Origin of the sequence: Qipengyuania sp. NPDC077410, assembly GCF_044543405.1 — a bacterium.
In the GTDB taxonomy this organism is placed as follows: Bacteria; Pseudomonadota; Alphaproteobacteria; order Sphingomonadales; family Sphingomonadaceae; genus Qipengyuania; species Qipengyuania pacifica.
In genome coordinates this window covers 862,879-877,526 of the sequence record NZ_JBITWB010000001.1, presented here as the reverse complement: position 1 = coordinate 877,526, position 14,648 = coordinate 862,879, and the positions used below count along the sequence as shown (strand labels likewise).

The 14,648-nt window shown below is 61.1% G+C and carries 19 protein-coding genes; 10 read left to right on the top strand and 9 right to left on the bottom strand.

The window, feature by feature from the left end:
* Nucleotides 1–22: 22 nt before the first annotated feature.
* Both ACIGGE_RS04280 and ACIGGE_RS04275 read right to left on the bottom strand, forming a co-directional pair.
* Entirely contained in the window at nucleotides 23–352 is a 330-nt protein-coding gene (locus tag ACIGGE_RS04280) for an iron-sulfur cluster assembly accessory protein (protein WP_103024747.1), read from the bottom strand.
* A gap of 31 nt (nucleotides 353–383) precedes the next feature.
* Nucleotides 384–815: a CBS domain-containing protein gene (locus ACIGGE_RS04275; RefSeq protein ID WP_103024748.1), complete on the bottom strand. Its 432-nt coding sequence runs from the start codon at nucleotides 813–815 to the stop codon at nucleotides 384–386.
* 112 nt (nucleotides 816–927) lie between these two features.
* On the opposite strand from ACIGGE_RS04275, the gene ACIGGE_RS04270 reads away from it, so the two are divergent.
* Nucleotides 928–1,218, top strand: a complete 291-nt coding sequence (locus tag ACIGGE_RS04270) for a hypothetical protein (RefSeq protein WP_103024749.1) — start codon at nucleotides 928–930, stop codon at nucleotides 1,216–1,218.
* Here the strand turns inward: ACIGGE_RS04270 and ACIGGE_RS04265 are convergent.
* The 4 genes from ACIGGE_RS04265 to ACIGGE_RS04250 are packed head-to-tail and all read right to left on the bottom strand — an operon-like array spanning nucleotide 1,215 to nucleotide 4,224.
* A complete protein-coding gene (locus tag ACIGGE_RS04265) occupies nucleotides 1,215–1,589 on the bottom strand; it encodes a (2Fe-2S) ferredoxin domain-containing protein (RefSeq protein ID WP_397489531.1) in 375 nt (124 codons plus the stop codon). The two genes, ACIGGE_RS04270 and ACIGGE_RS04265, sit on opposite strands and share 4 nt — an antisense overlap.
* Nucleotides 1,590–1,604: 15 nt before the next feature.
* Nucleotides 1,605–2,093, bottom strand: coding sequence for a DUF2497 domain-containing protein (locus tag ACIGGE_RS04260; protein WP_397489530.1), 489 nt, complete (start codon nucleotides 2,091–2,093; stop codon nucleotides 1,605–1,607).
* 17 nt (nucleotides 2,094–2,110) lie between these two features.
* Nucleotides 2,111–3,628, bottom strand: a complete 1,518-nt coding sequence (locus tag ACIGGE_RS04255; protein ID WP_196847259.1) for a TolC family outer membrane protein — start codon at nucleotides 3,626–3,628, stop codon at nucleotides 2,111–2,113.
* Nucleotides 3,628–4,224, bottom strand: a complete 597-nt coding sequence (locus ACIGGE_RS04250; RefSeq protein WP_397489529.1) for a protein-L-isoaspartate O-methyltransferase — start codon at nucleotides 4,222–4,224, stop codon at nucleotides 3,628–3,630. Before ACIGGE_RS04250 ends, ACIGGE_RS04255 begins: the two co-directional genes overlap by 1 nt.
* Nucleotides 4,225–4,385: 161 nt before the next feature.
* Between ACIGGE_RS04250 and ACIGGE_RS04245 the strand changes: the two genes are divergently transcribed.
* The 6 genes from ACIGGE_RS04245 to ACIGGE_RS04220 are packed head-to-tail and all read left to right on the top strand — an operon-like array spanning nucleotide 4,386 to nucleotide 10,009.
* A complete protein-coding gene (locus ACIGGE_RS04245) occupies nucleotides 4,386–5,903 on the top strand; it encodes a fumarate hydratase (protein WP_397489926.1) in 1,518 nt (505 codons plus the stop codon).
* Nucleotides 5,904–5,963: 60 nt separating this feature from the next.
* Complete coding sequence (locus ACIGGE_RS04240) at nucleotides 5,964–7,199, top strand: sensor histidine kinase (protein WP_397489528.1); 1,236 nt, start codon at nucleotides 5,964–5,966, stop codon at nucleotides 7,197–7,199.
* The gene (locus tag ACIGGE_RS04235) at nucleotides 7,192–7,941 is read left to right on the top strand and encodes a LytTR family DNA-binding domain-containing protein (protein ID WP_103024754.1); all 750 of its coding nucleotides are present in this window, start codon (nucleotides 7,192–7,194) and stop codon (nucleotides 7,939–7,941) included. The genes ACIGGE_RS04240 and ACIGGE_RS04235 overlap by 8 nt, the downstream gene beginning before the upstream one ends.
* A gap of 57 nt (nucleotides 7,942–7,998) precedes the next feature.
* A complete protein-coding gene (locus tag ACIGGE_RS04230; protein ID WP_221596770.1) occupies nucleotides 7,999–8,265 on the top strand; it encodes a hypothetical protein in 267 nt (88 codons plus the stop codon).
* Nucleotides 8,266–8,304: 39 nt separating this feature from the next.
* Entirely contained in the window at nucleotides 8,305–9,159 is an 855-nt protein-coding gene (locus ACIGGE_RS04225) for a diacylglycerol kinase family protein (RefSeq protein WP_221596768.1), read from the top strand.
* Nucleotides 9,149–10,009, top strand: a complete 861-nt coding sequence (locus ACIGGE_RS04220; RefSeq protein WP_301642011.1) for a metallophosphoesterase — start codon at nucleotides 9,149–9,151, stop codon at nucleotides 10,007–10,009. The genes ACIGGE_RS04225 and ACIGGE_RS04220 overlap by 11 nt, the downstream gene beginning before the upstream one ends.
* 75 nt (nucleotides 10,010–10,084) lie before the next feature.
* On the opposite strand, the gene rpsI is transcribed toward ACIGGE_RS04220, so the two are convergent.
* The 3 genes from rpsI to ACIGGE_RS04205 form a co-directional block, all read right to left on the bottom strand.
* Complete coding sequence (gene rpsI, locus ACIGGE_RS04215) at nucleotides 10,085–10,609, bottom strand: 30S ribosomal protein S9 (protein ID WP_247714192.1); 525 nt, start codon at nucleotides 10,607–10,609, stop codon at nucleotides 10,085–10,087.
* On the bottom strand, nucleotides 10,609–11,088 hold the full coding sequence (gene rplM / locus ACIGGE_RS04210; RefSeq protein WP_103024759.1) for a 50S ribosomal protein L13: 480 nt from the start codon (nucleotides 11,086–11,088) through the stop codon (nucleotides 10,609–10,611). The genes rpsI and rplM overlap by 1 nt, the downstream gene beginning before the upstream one ends.
* Nucleotides 11,089–11,374: 286 nt before the next feature.
* Nucleotides 11,375–12,400 (bottom strand): COX15/CtaA family protein, encoded by a 1,026-nt coding sequence (locus tag ACIGGE_RS04205; RefSeq protein WP_397489527.1) that lies wholly within the window; start codon nucleotides 12,398–12,400, stop codon nucleotides 11,375–11,377.
* A gap of 144 nt (nucleotides 12,401–12,544) precedes the next feature.
* On the opposite strand from ACIGGE_RS04205, the gene ACIGGE_RS04200 reads away from it, so the two are divergent.
* From ACIGGE_RS04200 to ACIGGE_RS04190, 3 genes are all read left to right on the top strand, one after another.
* Nucleotides 12,545–12,949 carry a MerC domain-containing protein gene (locus tag ACIGGE_RS04200; protein ID WP_103024761.1) on the top strand — a complete coding sequence of 135 codons (405 nt, stop codon included), beginning with the start codon at nucleotides 12,545–12,547 and terminating at the stop codon, nucleotides 12,947–12,949.
* Between the two features lie 10 nt (nucleotides 12,950–12,959).
* The gene (gene thiS / locus ACIGGE_RS04195; RefSeq protein WP_375245650.1) at nucleotides 12,960–13,943 is read left to right on the top strand and encodes a sulfur carrier protein ThiS; all 984 of its coding nucleotides are present in this window, start codon (nucleotides 12,960–12,962) and stop codon (nucleotides 13,941–13,943) included.
* 175 nt (nucleotides 13,944–14,118) lie between these two features.
* The gene (locus ACIGGE_RS04190) at nucleotides 14,119–14,643 is read left to right on the top strand and encodes a hypothetical protein (protein WP_103024763.1); all 525 of its coding nucleotides are present in this window, start codon (nucleotides 14,119–14,121) and stop codon (nucleotides 14,641–14,643) included.
* The last annotated feature ends 5 nt before the right edge of the window (nucleotides 14,644–14,648 follow it).

Genomic DNA, 14,648 nt, shown 5'->3' with positions numbered 1-14,648 from the left:
GAAACGCCAGCGCGGGTCTAATCTAAATGCCGAAGCTGGAACCGCACCCACAGCCGGCAGCCGCCTGCGGGTTTTCGACCCGGAACGCAGCTCCGCCCAGCGATTCGACGAAATCGACGGTGCTACCCGCCACCAGGTCGAGACTGACGGCATCGACCACCAGTTTCACGCCGGCATTCTCGCTGATCGAATCCTCATCGTCCATGTCTTCGGCGAGCCCGAACCTGTACTGGAAGCCCGAACAGCCGCCCCCTTCGACGGACAGACGCAGAATAGCAGGCTTGGCCTGCTTTTCGGCGATTGCCGCAATACGGGCAGCGGCAGCGTCGGTCAGGGTGGGTGCTGTTGTCATGGCCAGGATGTAGGTTGTCCCGAGCCCGGTCTCAAGCGGTACGGATATATTCGCGCATGGCTTCCGCCTCGTGCTGAATCTCGTCCAGACGCGCCTTGACCAGATCGCCGATCGAAATGAACCCGCACATCGTCTCCCCGTCGACAACAGGCAGATGGCGGATCCGGCGCTTCGTCATGAGCGCCAGCGCATCGAGAACGGTCGCCGATCTTTCGACCGTGATGGCCGGGGCGGTCATTACCTCGCCGATCGGACGCTCCAGGCACGCATCACCTTCGTCGGCCAGACGATAGATCACGTCGCGCTCGGAAAAGATGCCGACGATCCGGCCGCCTTCCATGATGGGGACCGCGCCGATGCGTTTCGATGCAAGGAGCGCGATCGCTTCGCGGACCGGCGCGTCCACAGTCGAGGATATGACGTTCGAACTTGCCCGTCCCTCGATCAGTCGGCTGATTTCCATGCGAGATCTCCTCCGTTGCTGTTCACCTAGAATGCCAGTTTCACAGGCAAAAAGCGAATCGGAAGCAGGCAGGCGTTGAATCGCGGTGCGATGACGGCCATGTGCGGTGGCGATGGTTCAGAAATCTCCCCTCGACGATCCTGAACAGGCTGCGTTTGCCTGGGCGCGTTATCGGCGGATCATGCGGTTCATGTTCCTGCTGACTGTCGGGGTCGTCGCCATCGCCCTGGCCCTGCTGTACAAATATGGACACGAGGAAATCTCGATCCATTATTACATCGCATCTGCCCTGGGGATCGGGTTCACCATGCTGCTGACCAGCGCATTGATGGGCCTGGTTTTCCTGTCGTCCGGGACGGGTCACGACGAATCCATCGAAGACCGTCTTCGCGACGACGATTAATCGGCCGGGCGCAGCCGATATTCTTCGACCGGGACGCCAGCGATCAGATGGCGCTGGATGATCGCCTCGAGCACGTCCGGTCCGCAGGAATGGTACCAGACGTTATCGGGCCAGACGACTGCAATAGGCCCGGCTTCGCAGATCTGCAGGCAATCGGCCTTGGTCCGCTGGACTGTCCCTTCGCGCCCGACAAGGCCAAGATCCTTCAGGCGCTTCTTGAGGTAGTTCCAGGCTTCCTTGCCTTCTTCGCGGCGGCAGCATTTCTGCTTTTCCGAGATGGCGCACAGGAAAATCTGACGCTCTGCTGATGCGCCACCGGTTTTCGCCAGCGCCTTTTCGGCCTTGCGCGTGGATTTGGAACTGGAGGTCAAAGGAGCCTGATGGCCTTAACTGCGCTTGCCGGCGATCCGCGCGATTTCCGCCTTCACCAGGTCTTCGACCATGCCAGGCAAATTGTCGTCCAGCCACTGGGCAAGCATCGGTCGCAGCATTTCCCGCACCAGACCTTCCAGCGACGTTTCGCCGGACCGTACGATCTGCGGCTGCTTGCCGGGCTTGGCCAGCATCGCCAGAGCAGCGAAGTTCTGCCGCATCGCGTCGCGTGTATCGCCGCGAGTCAGCGCGTCCGTATCGGAATCGGCGCTTTCGCCATCATCGCCGGAGGTTGCAGATGCATCGTCGAGAGCGATCTCTTCGGCCAACTCGAGCACTTCGTCCGTTTCGCGTTCGTCAGACGGGGATGCGCTTTCTTCGGTGCTTCCGGGCGAGGAACGCCGACGGCGCTCGAGGATCATGCCTTCGCGATTGTCGCGTGCGATGACCTTCTTGATCGAGTCCAGAATTTCTTCGACCGACGGTTCACCCTGTTGCTGCATTGTCTGTCAGGCCCCTGTTAACGAATCGGTTCTTCCCGATTCGGTACACGAACGCGATAGCCTGATTCCAGAGTGTTTTCACCATCGGTCGGATAGCTTGCGTCCGGCGCAGGCACGTCGACTGTGCGGGTCGCTTCGGCTTCAGGGTCCGGATCGCGGTCCCAATCCCAGATCTTGCCGCGGACGCGTTCGTAGTTGAGCGCAGGATTATACAGCATTCCTTCGCCCATCAGGTTGAGGTCGCGTGCTTCTGCCCGGCCCATGGCGGCAAGCAGTGAAAAGCCCGCAACATAGGCGTTTCGGCGGGCCGTCACGAGCTGCACGCGCGCGTTCAGCAATTCCTGTTCGGCATTCAGCACGTCGAGAATCTGGCGCGTACCGATCGAATTTTCCGCCTGCACGCCTTCCAGGCTGAGCGATGCGGCATCGACGGCCACCTGGCTGCTATCGATCACCGCCAGCGATGCCTGCCAGCTTGCCCACGCGGCGCGGACCTGCGCGATTACGTCGCGCTCGGTAGCGATGACCTGTTCCAGCGCCGCCGACTCGCGAGCCTGCGCCTGCCTTTGGCGCGCCGCGGGCAAACCGCCCTGGAAGATCGGGATGCTGAGGCGTACGCCGGCATTGGATGTTGTTTCGGATTGCGACACGCCAGCCAGATTGCCGCCCAGCGTGCCCAGATAATCGGTGTAATTGCCGCCGGCAAAAACCGACACACGCGGGGTTCGTCCCGATCCCGCCACCTCGCTGTCGAAACCCGCGGCTACGGCGCGTTCCTTGTCGCCGATCAGGTCGGGATTGTTGGCCAGCGCCACATCGACCGCTGTTTCCACGTCAGCGGGGATGCCCGGAAGGTCGGGGGGTGCCTGCAAATCCTGCGGCGCCTCGCCCACCAACCTGATGTATGTTTCGCGGGCGCTGATCAGGTTCGACCGCGCGCTTTCCAGATCGCTCTGCGCCAGCGCGAGCCGGGATTGCGACTGCGCCACGTCGGTGCGCGTGAGATCGCCTATTTCGAACCGGTCGCTCGTGGCCCGAAGATTGACGCCCAAGACTTCGACCTGATTGGCCGACAGCGACACGATCGCTTCGTTGCGCAAGACGTCCATGTAAGCGGCGACGACCTGGCTGAAGACCGAACTTTCGGTTGCACGCAGATCGGCTTGTCCGGCCGAAACGCGCTCCTTCGCTGCCTTCAGGGAGTTCTTGACGGCGCCACCCGAATAGATCGGTACTTCTAACGTGGGGCCAATCTGGACCACTCGATCAGGTGCGGCGAACTGGACGGCGCTCTGCTTGAGAAATTCGGTGTAGGCGCCCGCCACGCTGACGGTGGGCAAGCCTTGGGCGCGCTGGATCGGTACTTCTTCGTCGGTCGCGCGCTGACCTGCTCTTGCTGCCAGCAGGATCGGGTTGTTTTCGTAAGCGCTGGTCAGCGCTTCCTGCAGTGTGTCTGCCTGCGCAGGGTTGGATGCCGCGAGCGCGAAGGCACTCGCCCCGATGCTCAGAACACTGACAAACCCGGCGCGGCGCATCAAAAGCTCCAGCTTTGTGGCCGGTCGAACGCGCCGAGCCGCGGAATTCCCATTTCGGCGAGTGGAAGCAGTGCCAGCGCCTTGCCGGACTTGCGCCCGGTGGCGAGCCGCGTGACGCCCCGTTCGACCATGCCGGTAACGACACGGCCGCCTTCATCGATCATTTTGGCCAGCGCCGCGGGCACATGCTCGATCGCGCCATCGACCAGGATAAGCGTATACTTTCCACGCTTGTCGCCGTTGGCGGCTTCTTCCGGAGTGATCACATCGACTTTGCCGGCGAGAGGTGTGACCAGCGCCGGCAGATATCCGCTGCCGGCGTCCACGATCAGAACCCGGTCGTCCAATGCCGGCCGCGCTTCTGCCAGCATTGCACCATGAAACAGGGGAGCGGGCAGGAAGCCGCCACCTTCAAGGCGGATGGCTCTATCCATATAGGCCGTAGCCTTCGCGCTTTCGGGTACGAAATCTTCGCGCGGAACGGCCTTCATGCGATCGAGCACGAAAGTCTCGTTCACGCCGCTCGTGCGCAGCTGGCTATCGATCATCGCCTTCCGGGCGGCGGCATAATCGGGGCGGGTAGAGGTCAATGTCATGGTCATTCCGCGAACTGTATTACATCAATAATACGCTTGTGCAAGCATCAGATGCCTTTAGGCGCATGGCCGGTTTGGGCCAAGCGCTTTGACCGATGGCCGGTAACGCGCCTATCGGGGAGCGCAAATCTGCAACATGGGAATTTGCGGCGATGAGCGACATGACTGTCATCAGCGAAAACGACCTTATCGAGAGCGTCGCCGACGCCCTCCAGTATATTTCTTACTACCACCCGATGGATTACATCCGCGCCCTGGGCGATGCCTACGAGGCCGAAAAAGGCCCCGCGGCAAAGGATGCAATCGCCCAGATCCTGACGAACAGCCGCATGTGCGCCGAAGGGCACCGGCCGATCTGTCAGGACACCGGTATCGTCAACGTCTTCGTCAAATGGGGCATGAACTGCCGCCTCGACAGCGAACGCTCCCTGCAGGAAGTCGTCGATGAAGGCGTTCGCCGTGCCTACAATCATCCGGACAACAAGCTGCGCGCGTCGATCCTTGCCGATCCGGCGTTCACGCGTCGCAATACACGCGACAATACGCCGTGCGTGCTCTCGGTGGAGATGGTCCCCGGCAATTCGATCGGTATCGACGTGGCTGCCAAGGGCGGCGGCAGCGAGAACAAGTCGAAGTTCAAGATGATGAACCCGTCGGACAATATCGTCGACTGGGTGCTGGAACAGATCCCCTCCATGGGCGCGGGCTGGTGTCCTCCGGGGATGCTGGGCATCGGCATCGGCGGCACCGCGGAACATTGCATGAAGCTTGCCAAGCAGAGCCTGATGGATCCCATCGACATGAGCCAGCTCAAGCAGCGCGGCGCGCAAAGCGATATCGAACAGCTGCGCATCGACATATTCGATGCGGTCAATGCCATGGGTGTGGGCGCGCAGGGGCTCGGCGGTCTCTCGACCGTGCTCGACGTGAAGATCCTGGACGCGCCGTGCCATGCCGCCGGCAAGCCGGTAGCGATGATACCGAACTGTGCCGCCACGCGGCATGCACACTTCACGCTGGATGGTTCGGGGCCGGCCTATCTCGAGCCGCCCAGGCTGGACGAATACCCGCAGGTGACATGGAAGCCTGACGCCGCGGCGAAGCGCGTCGATCTCGACGCCCTGAGCCCGGAAGAAGTCGCCAGCTGGGAGCATGGCGACCGCCTTCTCCTGTCGGGCAAGATGCTCACCGGGCGCGATGCGGCGCACAAGCGGATCAAGGACATGCTCGATGCCGGCGAGCCGCTGCCGGTCGATTTCAAGGGCCGCGCCATCTATTACGTCGGTCCGGTCGACCCCGTCATGGGCGAAGTCGTCGGCCCCGCCGGCCCCACCACCGCCACGCGTATGGACAAATTTACTGAAACGATGCTCGACCTCGGCCTCCTCGCCATGATCGGCAAGGCGGAGCGTGGCCACAACGCAGTCGAGGTGATCAGCAGGTTCAAGGTGGCTTATCTGATGGCAACCGGCGGCGCGGCCTACCTCGTCAGCCGCGCCATCAAGGGCGCCAAGGTCGTCGCCTTCGAAGATCTCGGCATGGAAGCGATCTACGAATTCGAGGTCGAGGACATGCCTGTCACCGTAGCGGTCGATGCTGCGGGCAATAATGTTCACACGCTTGCCCCGGCAGAATGGCGTCGCCGGATCGCCGAAGGGGAATTCGAGCCTGCCGAATAGCAGGCCAGTCGACCAACCACACAGGGCTGTCGACCGCGGCTCTGGCAATTGCGGGAGCGAATGGGCACACGTTCAATCGTGTCGACCAATGAACCCCAGATAAGTCCCGATGACGAGCCGGTACCGGTAAAGGTCGTGTTCGCGTCCATGGTCGGCGTGTGGCTGTGCTATTTCCTGCTCATCACCCTGCGCGGCGCGATCGTCGGCCTCGAATTCCAGGATGAGCTCCTGTGGCGCCGTGCCCTCGTCTGTCTGATCGGGGTAGGCGTCACCGCTTTGCTCTGGCTATGCCTGCGCGTCGTCGAGCAGCGATCACTCGGCATCAAGATCGCGGTGGCGCTAATCGCCTCGATGCCGGGCGCGATCATGATCGCGCAGGCCAACCGCTGGGTCTTCGATTCGATCGAGGAGAAGGTCGAGCAGCAGATGGGCAAGGATCGGGGGATCGCTCTCAGGCGCGACGATGCCGGTAATCTCCTGATCGACCTTCCGCGCACGCAAATGAACGAGGATGTCGAGGACGTGCTGCCCCAGAGCGTGCTGATTGCGCCTGCGCCGACGGCGCTCGACCAATGGAAAATGACCTTCGATCTCGCGATCGGGCGCTACTTCCTGCTGCTGGCATGGGCCGCGCTGTTTCTCGCCTTGCTCGCAGGGGCGCAGGCACGCGCTGCCGAACGCCGGGGCGAGCGCTTCCGCAGCGCGGCAAAGGCGGCCGAACTGCGCTCGTTACGATATCAGGTGAATCCGCATTTTCTCTTCAACACCTTCAATTCGCTGTCCGCACTGGTGATGACCGGCAAGGCCGAACGGGCGGAACAGATGATCCAGACAATCTCCCGTTTCTATCGCCACAGTCTGGCCGACGATTCGACCGGCGATGTGACCCTCGAAGACGAGATCGATCTGCAGGAGCATTACCTCGAAATCGAATCGGTTCGTTTCCCCGAAAGGCTTCGGGTCAGGGTCGATCTTCCCACCGAACTTGCAGGCTACAAGGTGCCAGGCATGATCCTGCAGCCCCTTGTTGAAAATTCGGTCAAATACGGCGTTTCGGTTTCCAGCAAGCCCGTGACGATATCGATTACGGCATGCGAAGAATACGGGCGCCTCGTACTGACGGTGAGCGACGACGGTCCGGGAAGCGCGGGCGATAAACATGGATTCGGTATCGGCCTGGCGAATGTGCGGGATCGGATAGAGGCGCGCTTCGGCAACGCCGCTACGATCGTGTCCGGTGCAACGCTGACCGGCTATGAAACCGAACTGAGACTACCGATGGTGAAGCATGGCTGAAAATCCGGTCGAAACGCTGAAGACGCTAATCGTCGATGACGAACCTCTGGCTGTGGAACGGATGCAGGTCATTTGCGCCAAGATCCCCGCCATTCAGGTCGTCGGCACAGCGAGCGACGGGGCGCAGGCGCTGCGGCTGGTCGATGCCCTCAAGCCCGATCTCATCCTGCTCGACATGACGATGCCTGAAGTGGATGGTATCTCGGTCGCGAAATCATTGGCCAAACAGACGGAGCGTCCGGCCGTGGTTTTCGTGACGGCACATGACAATTACGCAGTCGAAGCCTTCGATCTCGATGCGGTCGATTATGTGCTGAAGCCGGTGAAGCCTGAAAGGCTGGAGCGGGCGGTGTCGCGGGCCGCAGGGCGACGCGGTGAAGGAAGCAGGTCGGAAAGCGCCTGGCTGGATGAGCTATGGATTCCGCATCGTTCCGAACTCATTCGCATCGCGACGTCGGAAGTCGATCGGATCGATGCCGAGCGCGACTACGTCCGCCTGCATGTCGGTAGTGACGACGCTGCCAGGACCTATCTTCTGCTGCAAACCATCGCGGGCCTGGAAAAACGGCTCGATCCTGCAAAGTTCATTCGTATCCATCGGTCCACCATCCTTCGCAAAGATCGCATAACGGGCCTGCGCCACGACGGTCTTGGCGTGTGGTCGGTCGAACTGGACGATGGCGAAACCCTGCGTATCGGGCGGACCTACCTGCCAAAGGTCAAGGCAATGGCCGGGCGCTAAGGCTCGCGAAGAGAAGGGATTTGGCAGCACGGTCCGGAATGGCCTAGAACGTCCGTTATGCTGCTTGGCATCCTATTTGTTCTCGGCACCGTGAACTTCGCGGTTCACAAGGCGGTTCTGGAATCGAACCACCCGATGCTCGATACTCTGCCGCAATCTTTCACTGCGAACGGCGGAAAGCTGTCCCTAGTGATAGAGTTCTGCGTGCTGATTGTCGCAATGGCCCTGAGCGATAACGGCTGGCCCGCTGCAGCATGGGTCTATGGCTGTTATAGCGCGCTCAACGCGGTAACGGCATGGCTGCTACTCAACGGTAGAGTCTGAGCGTCGGGAACTGCGACGTCGGTTCCGCGCTTTCTCGGCATGTCGTCCCATAAAACCTGGCTGGTGGTCAATTCACGCAGTGGCAGCAATGACGATGCTGGCCTGAGGGCTCTCGATCAATCTCTCGCCGCTCACGGTCTTGGCGAAGAAAGAAGGATTGAATTTCCAGCCGATGATCTTCCGACCGCCCGTGAACTCGAAGACGGAAACGTATCGCGTCTGATCGTTTTTACCGGCGATGGCAGTCTCAATGCGGTGATCGAGGCCGCTTCCGGCTGGGATGGGGAAATCCTCGTGTTGCCCGGCGGCACGATGAATCTGCTGAGTGTCAGGCTCCACGGCGAAGAAGCCACCTGCGAAGATGTCCTCGATCGCATTGCGCGGGGTGCTTACCGGGCGATCCGCCCGCTGATGGCATGCTGCGACGCCGGGCGGGCGCATGCCGGGCTGCTTGTCGGGCCGGGCACGGCCTGGGCCGGCGTGCGCGAAGCCATGCGGGATTTCGACGTCGCCAGCCTTGCACAAGGTGCCAGTGATGCCTTGGCCGAAACGACGGGCGGTGCGCGCGTCCGTATGGTCGATCCCGCCATCGGCGATCAGGAAGGCTACCCGCTGATCGAGCTGACCCCCAGCCACCGCGGCATGCAGACCGATGGCTATCCGCTCGAGAACGCAGGCGAATTCCTGCAGCAGAGCTGGGCAGTGTTGCGCCGCCGGTTTCGCGAAGGTCCGCACGAACGCCTTGGCCTGCTCGACCGGCTCGTGATCGAAAATTGTGCCGGCGAACCTTTGAACATCCTTATCGACGGGGAGCCGGCACAGCTGGAATCCCGTGCCGAATTCACGGTGGCTGAATGCCCGGTCGATCTGCTAGCGACTGCGCATGGCTACTGAATTTCGCCGCATATTCCACCTTTCCGATATCCATTTCGGACTTGAGAACAACCGCGCACTCGACTGGGTGAAGCAGGAAATCTCCGATAAATGCCCCGATGCGGTGGCAATAACAGGGGACCTGACGATGCGCGCGCGTCATCGGGAATTTGCTGCGGCAACGCAGTGGATCAATTCATTGGATGCGCCCGTTACCGTCGGCGTGGGCAATCACGACCTGCCTTACTTCAATCTGTTCGAGCGGTTTGCCACACCGTACAAGCGGTTTCGCGGCATGCAGGAAAAGGTCGAGCGAGAGCTGGATCTCGGCTCGCTTGCCATCGTGCCGCTGAAGACTGCGGTTCGCATGCAGCCGCGTCTCAATTGGTCGAAGGGCTGGGTCAGCCCGCGCGCGCTGGAACGGTGCCTGGCAAAGATCGATTCCCTGCCGAAGGGTACGCGGGTTCTGGTTGCCGTCCATCACCCCCTTCGCGAAGTCGGCACGGAGGGGACGGCTCTTACAAAGCATGGTGACCACGCTTTGCGGGAACTGGCGAAGCGTAACGTCGAGGCAGTCCTGTCGGGCCATGTGCATGACGCGTTCGATATTCTGGAAAACACGCAGGAAGGTGCGGTGCGCATGGTCGGGGCAGGTACCCTGTCCAAGCGGACCCGTTCGACACCGCCCAGTTTCAACGAAATCGAATGGGATGGCAGCACGCTGAAAGTCTGCGTGCGCAATCTCGAGCATATCGAAACCCGCGACATGCAAATCGACGACGTCCCCGAAAATGCCATGCCGCCGCGTCACGAGGGCGAGCCGGTGGCACCCGTGCGGCAGGTCCCGCGCGTCGATCCGCCAGTGCACTGACGCGCATTGCGGACAAAGAAGAAGGGCGGCTCCTTGCGGAACCGCCCCCCTGGTGATCCAAAGATCGAATAAAGCTTAGCGCTTCGAGAACTGGAAGCTGCGGCGTGCCTTGGCACGGCCGTACTTCTTACGCTCGACCACACGGCTGTCGCGGGTGAGGAAGCCAGCAGCCTTGACGGTGCTGCGCAGGGCCGGTTCGTACTTGGTCAGAGCCTGGCTGATGCCATGCTTCACGGCGCCTGCCTGTCCCGAAAGTCCGCCGCCCTTGACGGTGGCGACGACATCGTACTGGCCCTGGCGATCGGTGATCGTGAAAGGCTGGTCGATGATCAGGCGCAGCGTCGGACGTGCAAAGTACACTTCCTGGTCCTTGCCATTGACGATGACCTTGCCGCTGCCGGGCTTGAGCCACACGCGGGCAGTCGCATCCTTACGGCGGCCGGTTGCATACGCACGGCCTTCCTTGTCCAGTTCCTGCTCACGCAGCGGAACGTCGGCAGCTGCCGCGATATCGGAAGCGTCGCCTTCAGGCGCGTCACCGGCGATGTCCTTCAGATCGGCGAGATCCGAAACGGTTTCGTTCTTGGTTTCGTCGGCCATTATGCGACAACCTTGTTCTTGCGGTTCATCGAGGCAACGTCGAGCGTTTCGGGCTTCTGGCCGTCATACGGATGCTCGGTGCCGGCGAATACATGCAGCGCACGCATCTGCGCACGGCCAAGCGGGCCGCGCGGAATCATGCGTTCGACAGCCTTTTCAAGCACGCGCTCGGGGAACTTGCCTTCCAGCACCTTGGCCGGAGTAGTTTCCTTGATGCCGCCCGGGTGACCGGTGTGCTTGTAGTAAACCTTGTCGTTCATTTTCTTGCCGGTGAACTTCACCTTGCCAGCGTTGATGACGACAACATGGTCACCGCAATCGACGTGCGGAGTGTAGCTCGGCTTGTGCTTGCCGCGCAGGTGGTTGGCGATGATCGCCGCGACACGACCGACGACGAGACCTTCGGCGTCGATGATGTGCCACTTCTTTTCGACCTCGGCCGGCTTGATCGACCGGGTGGCCTTCGTAAGAGCCTTCATGGCTGGTTTCCGTTCCTAGTGTTCGTGCCCCACCCCAAAAAGGCGGTGGCGCCAATCGGCGAATCCCCAGTTGTGGACCCGCGAAGCGCGCGCCAAATGGCTGGAGATCGCTCGTTAGTCAAGCAATTCCGCGGTTCTCGAGTGAGGTAAAATAAAACCACAAGTGGAATTAAGGGCTCGCGAGTCCGGAATTCAACCTTGGAACTATGCCGCCCCGAGCCACATCCGCGTTGTCCTGGCTACAGCAGAGCAGCGCCCAGCCATTATTGGCGGGCATAATTCGCCGTCAGGTGCGTCTGCCCAACGCATGAACGCCCCATGCGAAGCTCGCCACTAGCAAGGCGCCCACTACCTGATGTGCCACCGCAACCCAGAGGGCGACGCCAGTGATAACCGTGATGATCCCGAGAATGATCTGCGTTCCCACGACCGCCTGTATCGCGACGGAAGCCTTCCGCTCCACCGGCTTCACTTTTCTCGCCAGGACGATCAGTGCGACAAGCGCGATCCAGGCCCACCAGCGGTGGAGAAAGTGGAGCAGGAAGGGGTCATGCGTGACTGCCCAGAGCGCTCCGTGAGAACTGTCGAATTCTGGAACGAGGCGACCTTGCATCAGCGGCCAGGTGTCCGATGCCAGTCCGGCATTGAGACCGGCGACCCAGGCGCCGAGAAGTAACTGGACGAACAGGATGGCGCCGACGACGCTGGCCATGCCAGTCCACCGGGATGGTTTCCTCTGGCTGTGAGCGAGTCGTTTGAGGTCGAGCGCAGTCCAGACCAGACCGCCAAGCGTGAAGAATGCAGTCAGCAAATGGATCGAAAGCCAGAAGTGGCTCACATCGGTCATCGTGCCGGCAAGGCCGCTGCGCACCATGAACCAGCCGAACACACCCTGCAGACCGCCCAGGGCCAGCAAAGCAACGAGGCGCCACTTATATCCCGAGGGAATCGCTTGCTTGACCCAGAACCAAGCAAGCGGGACCGCGAACGCGAGACCGATCAGGCGGCCCAGAAGACGATGGAACCATTCCCAGAAGAATATGAACTTGAATGCCTCCAGATCCATTCCCGCTGGCCCGGTCACGTTCTTGTATTCGCCCGTCGCCTTGTAGAGGTCGAATTCCGTCTGCCACGCGGTTTCCGAAAGCGGCGGGATCGCACCGGTGATCGGCTTCCACTGCGTGATCGACAGCCCGCTTTCGGTCAGGCGCGTAATGCCGCCCACCGCAACCATCAAAACCACCATGGCTGCGACGATGAAGAGCCAGGTGGCCAACGCATTCGGGCGCGCATGCTTGCTAATCTTGGACATGGCTAGCGTCTCTGGTTCCGCCATTCGCGCAGTGCAAGCGCAAATAGGGAAAGTGTTCGCTCGGTTCGCGCAAACGACAGGAAAGATGCCGGGCCGGGACGGTTTCCCTTGAAATAGGATACACCATAACATAACTGCAATGTCATGTTGCAACGCGCAATCTCGCCGATTCGTCGGAGGCTTGACCGTGCCGGGATCTTTCTCTCCGCGGCATGTGCGGTGCATTGCGTGCTTTCGATCCTGCTTGTGTCGGCCTTCGGTATCGGGGGCGAGTTATTCTTTGCGCCCGATGTCCATCGGATCGGCCTCGTCGCTGCGACCCTCATTGCCGGTGTTGCCATTGGCTGGGGCGCGGTGCGGCATCGTGTCGCCGCACCCTTTGTGGTCGCGATGACGGGCCTGACCTTCATGGGCGGTGCGCTGGCCGTACCGCATGGCATCAAGGAAGCCGTTTTGACGATCATCGGCGTGGCGCTCGTGTCGCTTGGTCACATACTCAATCTGCGTCATGTTCATTCCGCCGCTTGCAAGGATCGCTGCGGGGACTAAGTCGGGCGGCATGATTGCCCTGACCGTAAATGGCGAAACCCGCCGAACTGCCGCTACTACCATCGCCGAACTCGTGCGTGAGCTCGATCTCGATCCCGCAAAGGTCGCGGTCGAACATAATGGGACGATTGCGCCGCGCAGCGAACTGGGCGGGCACACCATTACCTCAGGCGATAATCTGGAAATCGTGCATTTCGTCGGCGGCGGCCAAGGCGTCGAAGCGCAAAGCGACAGCTGGACCGTCGCGGGGCGAACCTTTACCAGCCGTCTGATCGTCGGAACCGGGAAATACCGCGATTTCGAACAGAACGCCGCCGCGCTTGAAGCCTCGGGCGCCGAAATCGTTACCGTCGCCGTTCGTCGGGTCAATGTCAGCGATCCGAAGGCGCCGATGCTCACGGATTATATCGATCCTAAGAAGGTCACTTATCTCCCCAATACGGCCGGTTGTTTCAACGCCGATGACGCAATCCGTACTCTGCGCCTGGCGCGGGAAGCGGGCGGTTGGGATCTGGTGAAGCTGGAAGTGCTTGGCGAAGCGCGCACCCTTTATCCGAATATGCGCGAAACTCTCACTGCGACCGAAACGCTCGCCAAGGACGGTTTTCTGCCCATGGTCTACTGCGTCGACGATCCTATCGCGGCCAAACAGCTGGAAGATGCCGGTGCAGTTGCGGTCATGCCGCTGGGTGCACCAATCGGATCCGGGCTGGGCATTCAGAACCGCGTGACCATCCGCCTGATCAAGGAAGGCGCAAACGTTCCGGTGCTGGTGGATGCTGGTGTCGGCACTGCCTCTGATGCCGCAGTGGCGATGGAACTTGGCTGTGACGGCGTCCTCATGAACACGGCGATTGCCGAAGCCAAGGATCCCATCCGCATGGCCCGTGCCATGAAACTGGCGGTCGAAGCGGGCCGCGATGCCTATCTTGCCGGGCGCATGGGCACCCGCAAATATGCCGATCCGTCGAGCCCGCTCGCGGGCCTTATCTAACACGAGAAGGGCTGCCCTGCGGAACTGACCTTTTCAAAGGTGTAACCCTGCGCCTTCTTCAAAGCGCAGGCCATGCGTCACAACCGTGGGCACGATGCGGTGAAATTTCGACTGCGCAAACCGCTTGTTAACCATCTTGGGTGAAACTCCTCCTTGTAACAGGGGGAACGCCATCATGGCTGTCACGGGAACCGCATCGCTGACCATTGCCGAAATGCGCGAGTTTGCCGGCTTTACCGCCGCCGAACAGCGTTACATCCGCCGCAGCCTCGATATCGGACTGGGTCGCTGCGACGCGTTCCGCATATGGGGTCGCAACGCAGGTGAAAACGCGGCCATTCGCAGCCAGTATGTCGCCTACCAGGAACTCAAAGCCTTACGGCAATCGATTCCGGAACAGTCGGGTTTCGACAGCATCGAAGGGTTTGTCGGCAAACTGACGCGCGTCGCGGCGTTCGATTTAGCGCAGGAGCGCATAGACAGTTTTTCGGCGTTTCGCTTTCTTTACGAACGGCTGATTTCGGCCGATGCGCGGCCGTGGCTGCCAAGTGCGTTTTGTGCCGCTGCCGCGCTGCCGCAAATCCGGCCGGACCGGCGCAAGATGCTGTTGCAAAGTATCAGCGAAGCCGCGGCGACTGCTCCTGGATGGAGCGACCGCGAACCAAGCTTCTACCCGGAGTTTATCGAAGAAGCCGCTTGAGATCC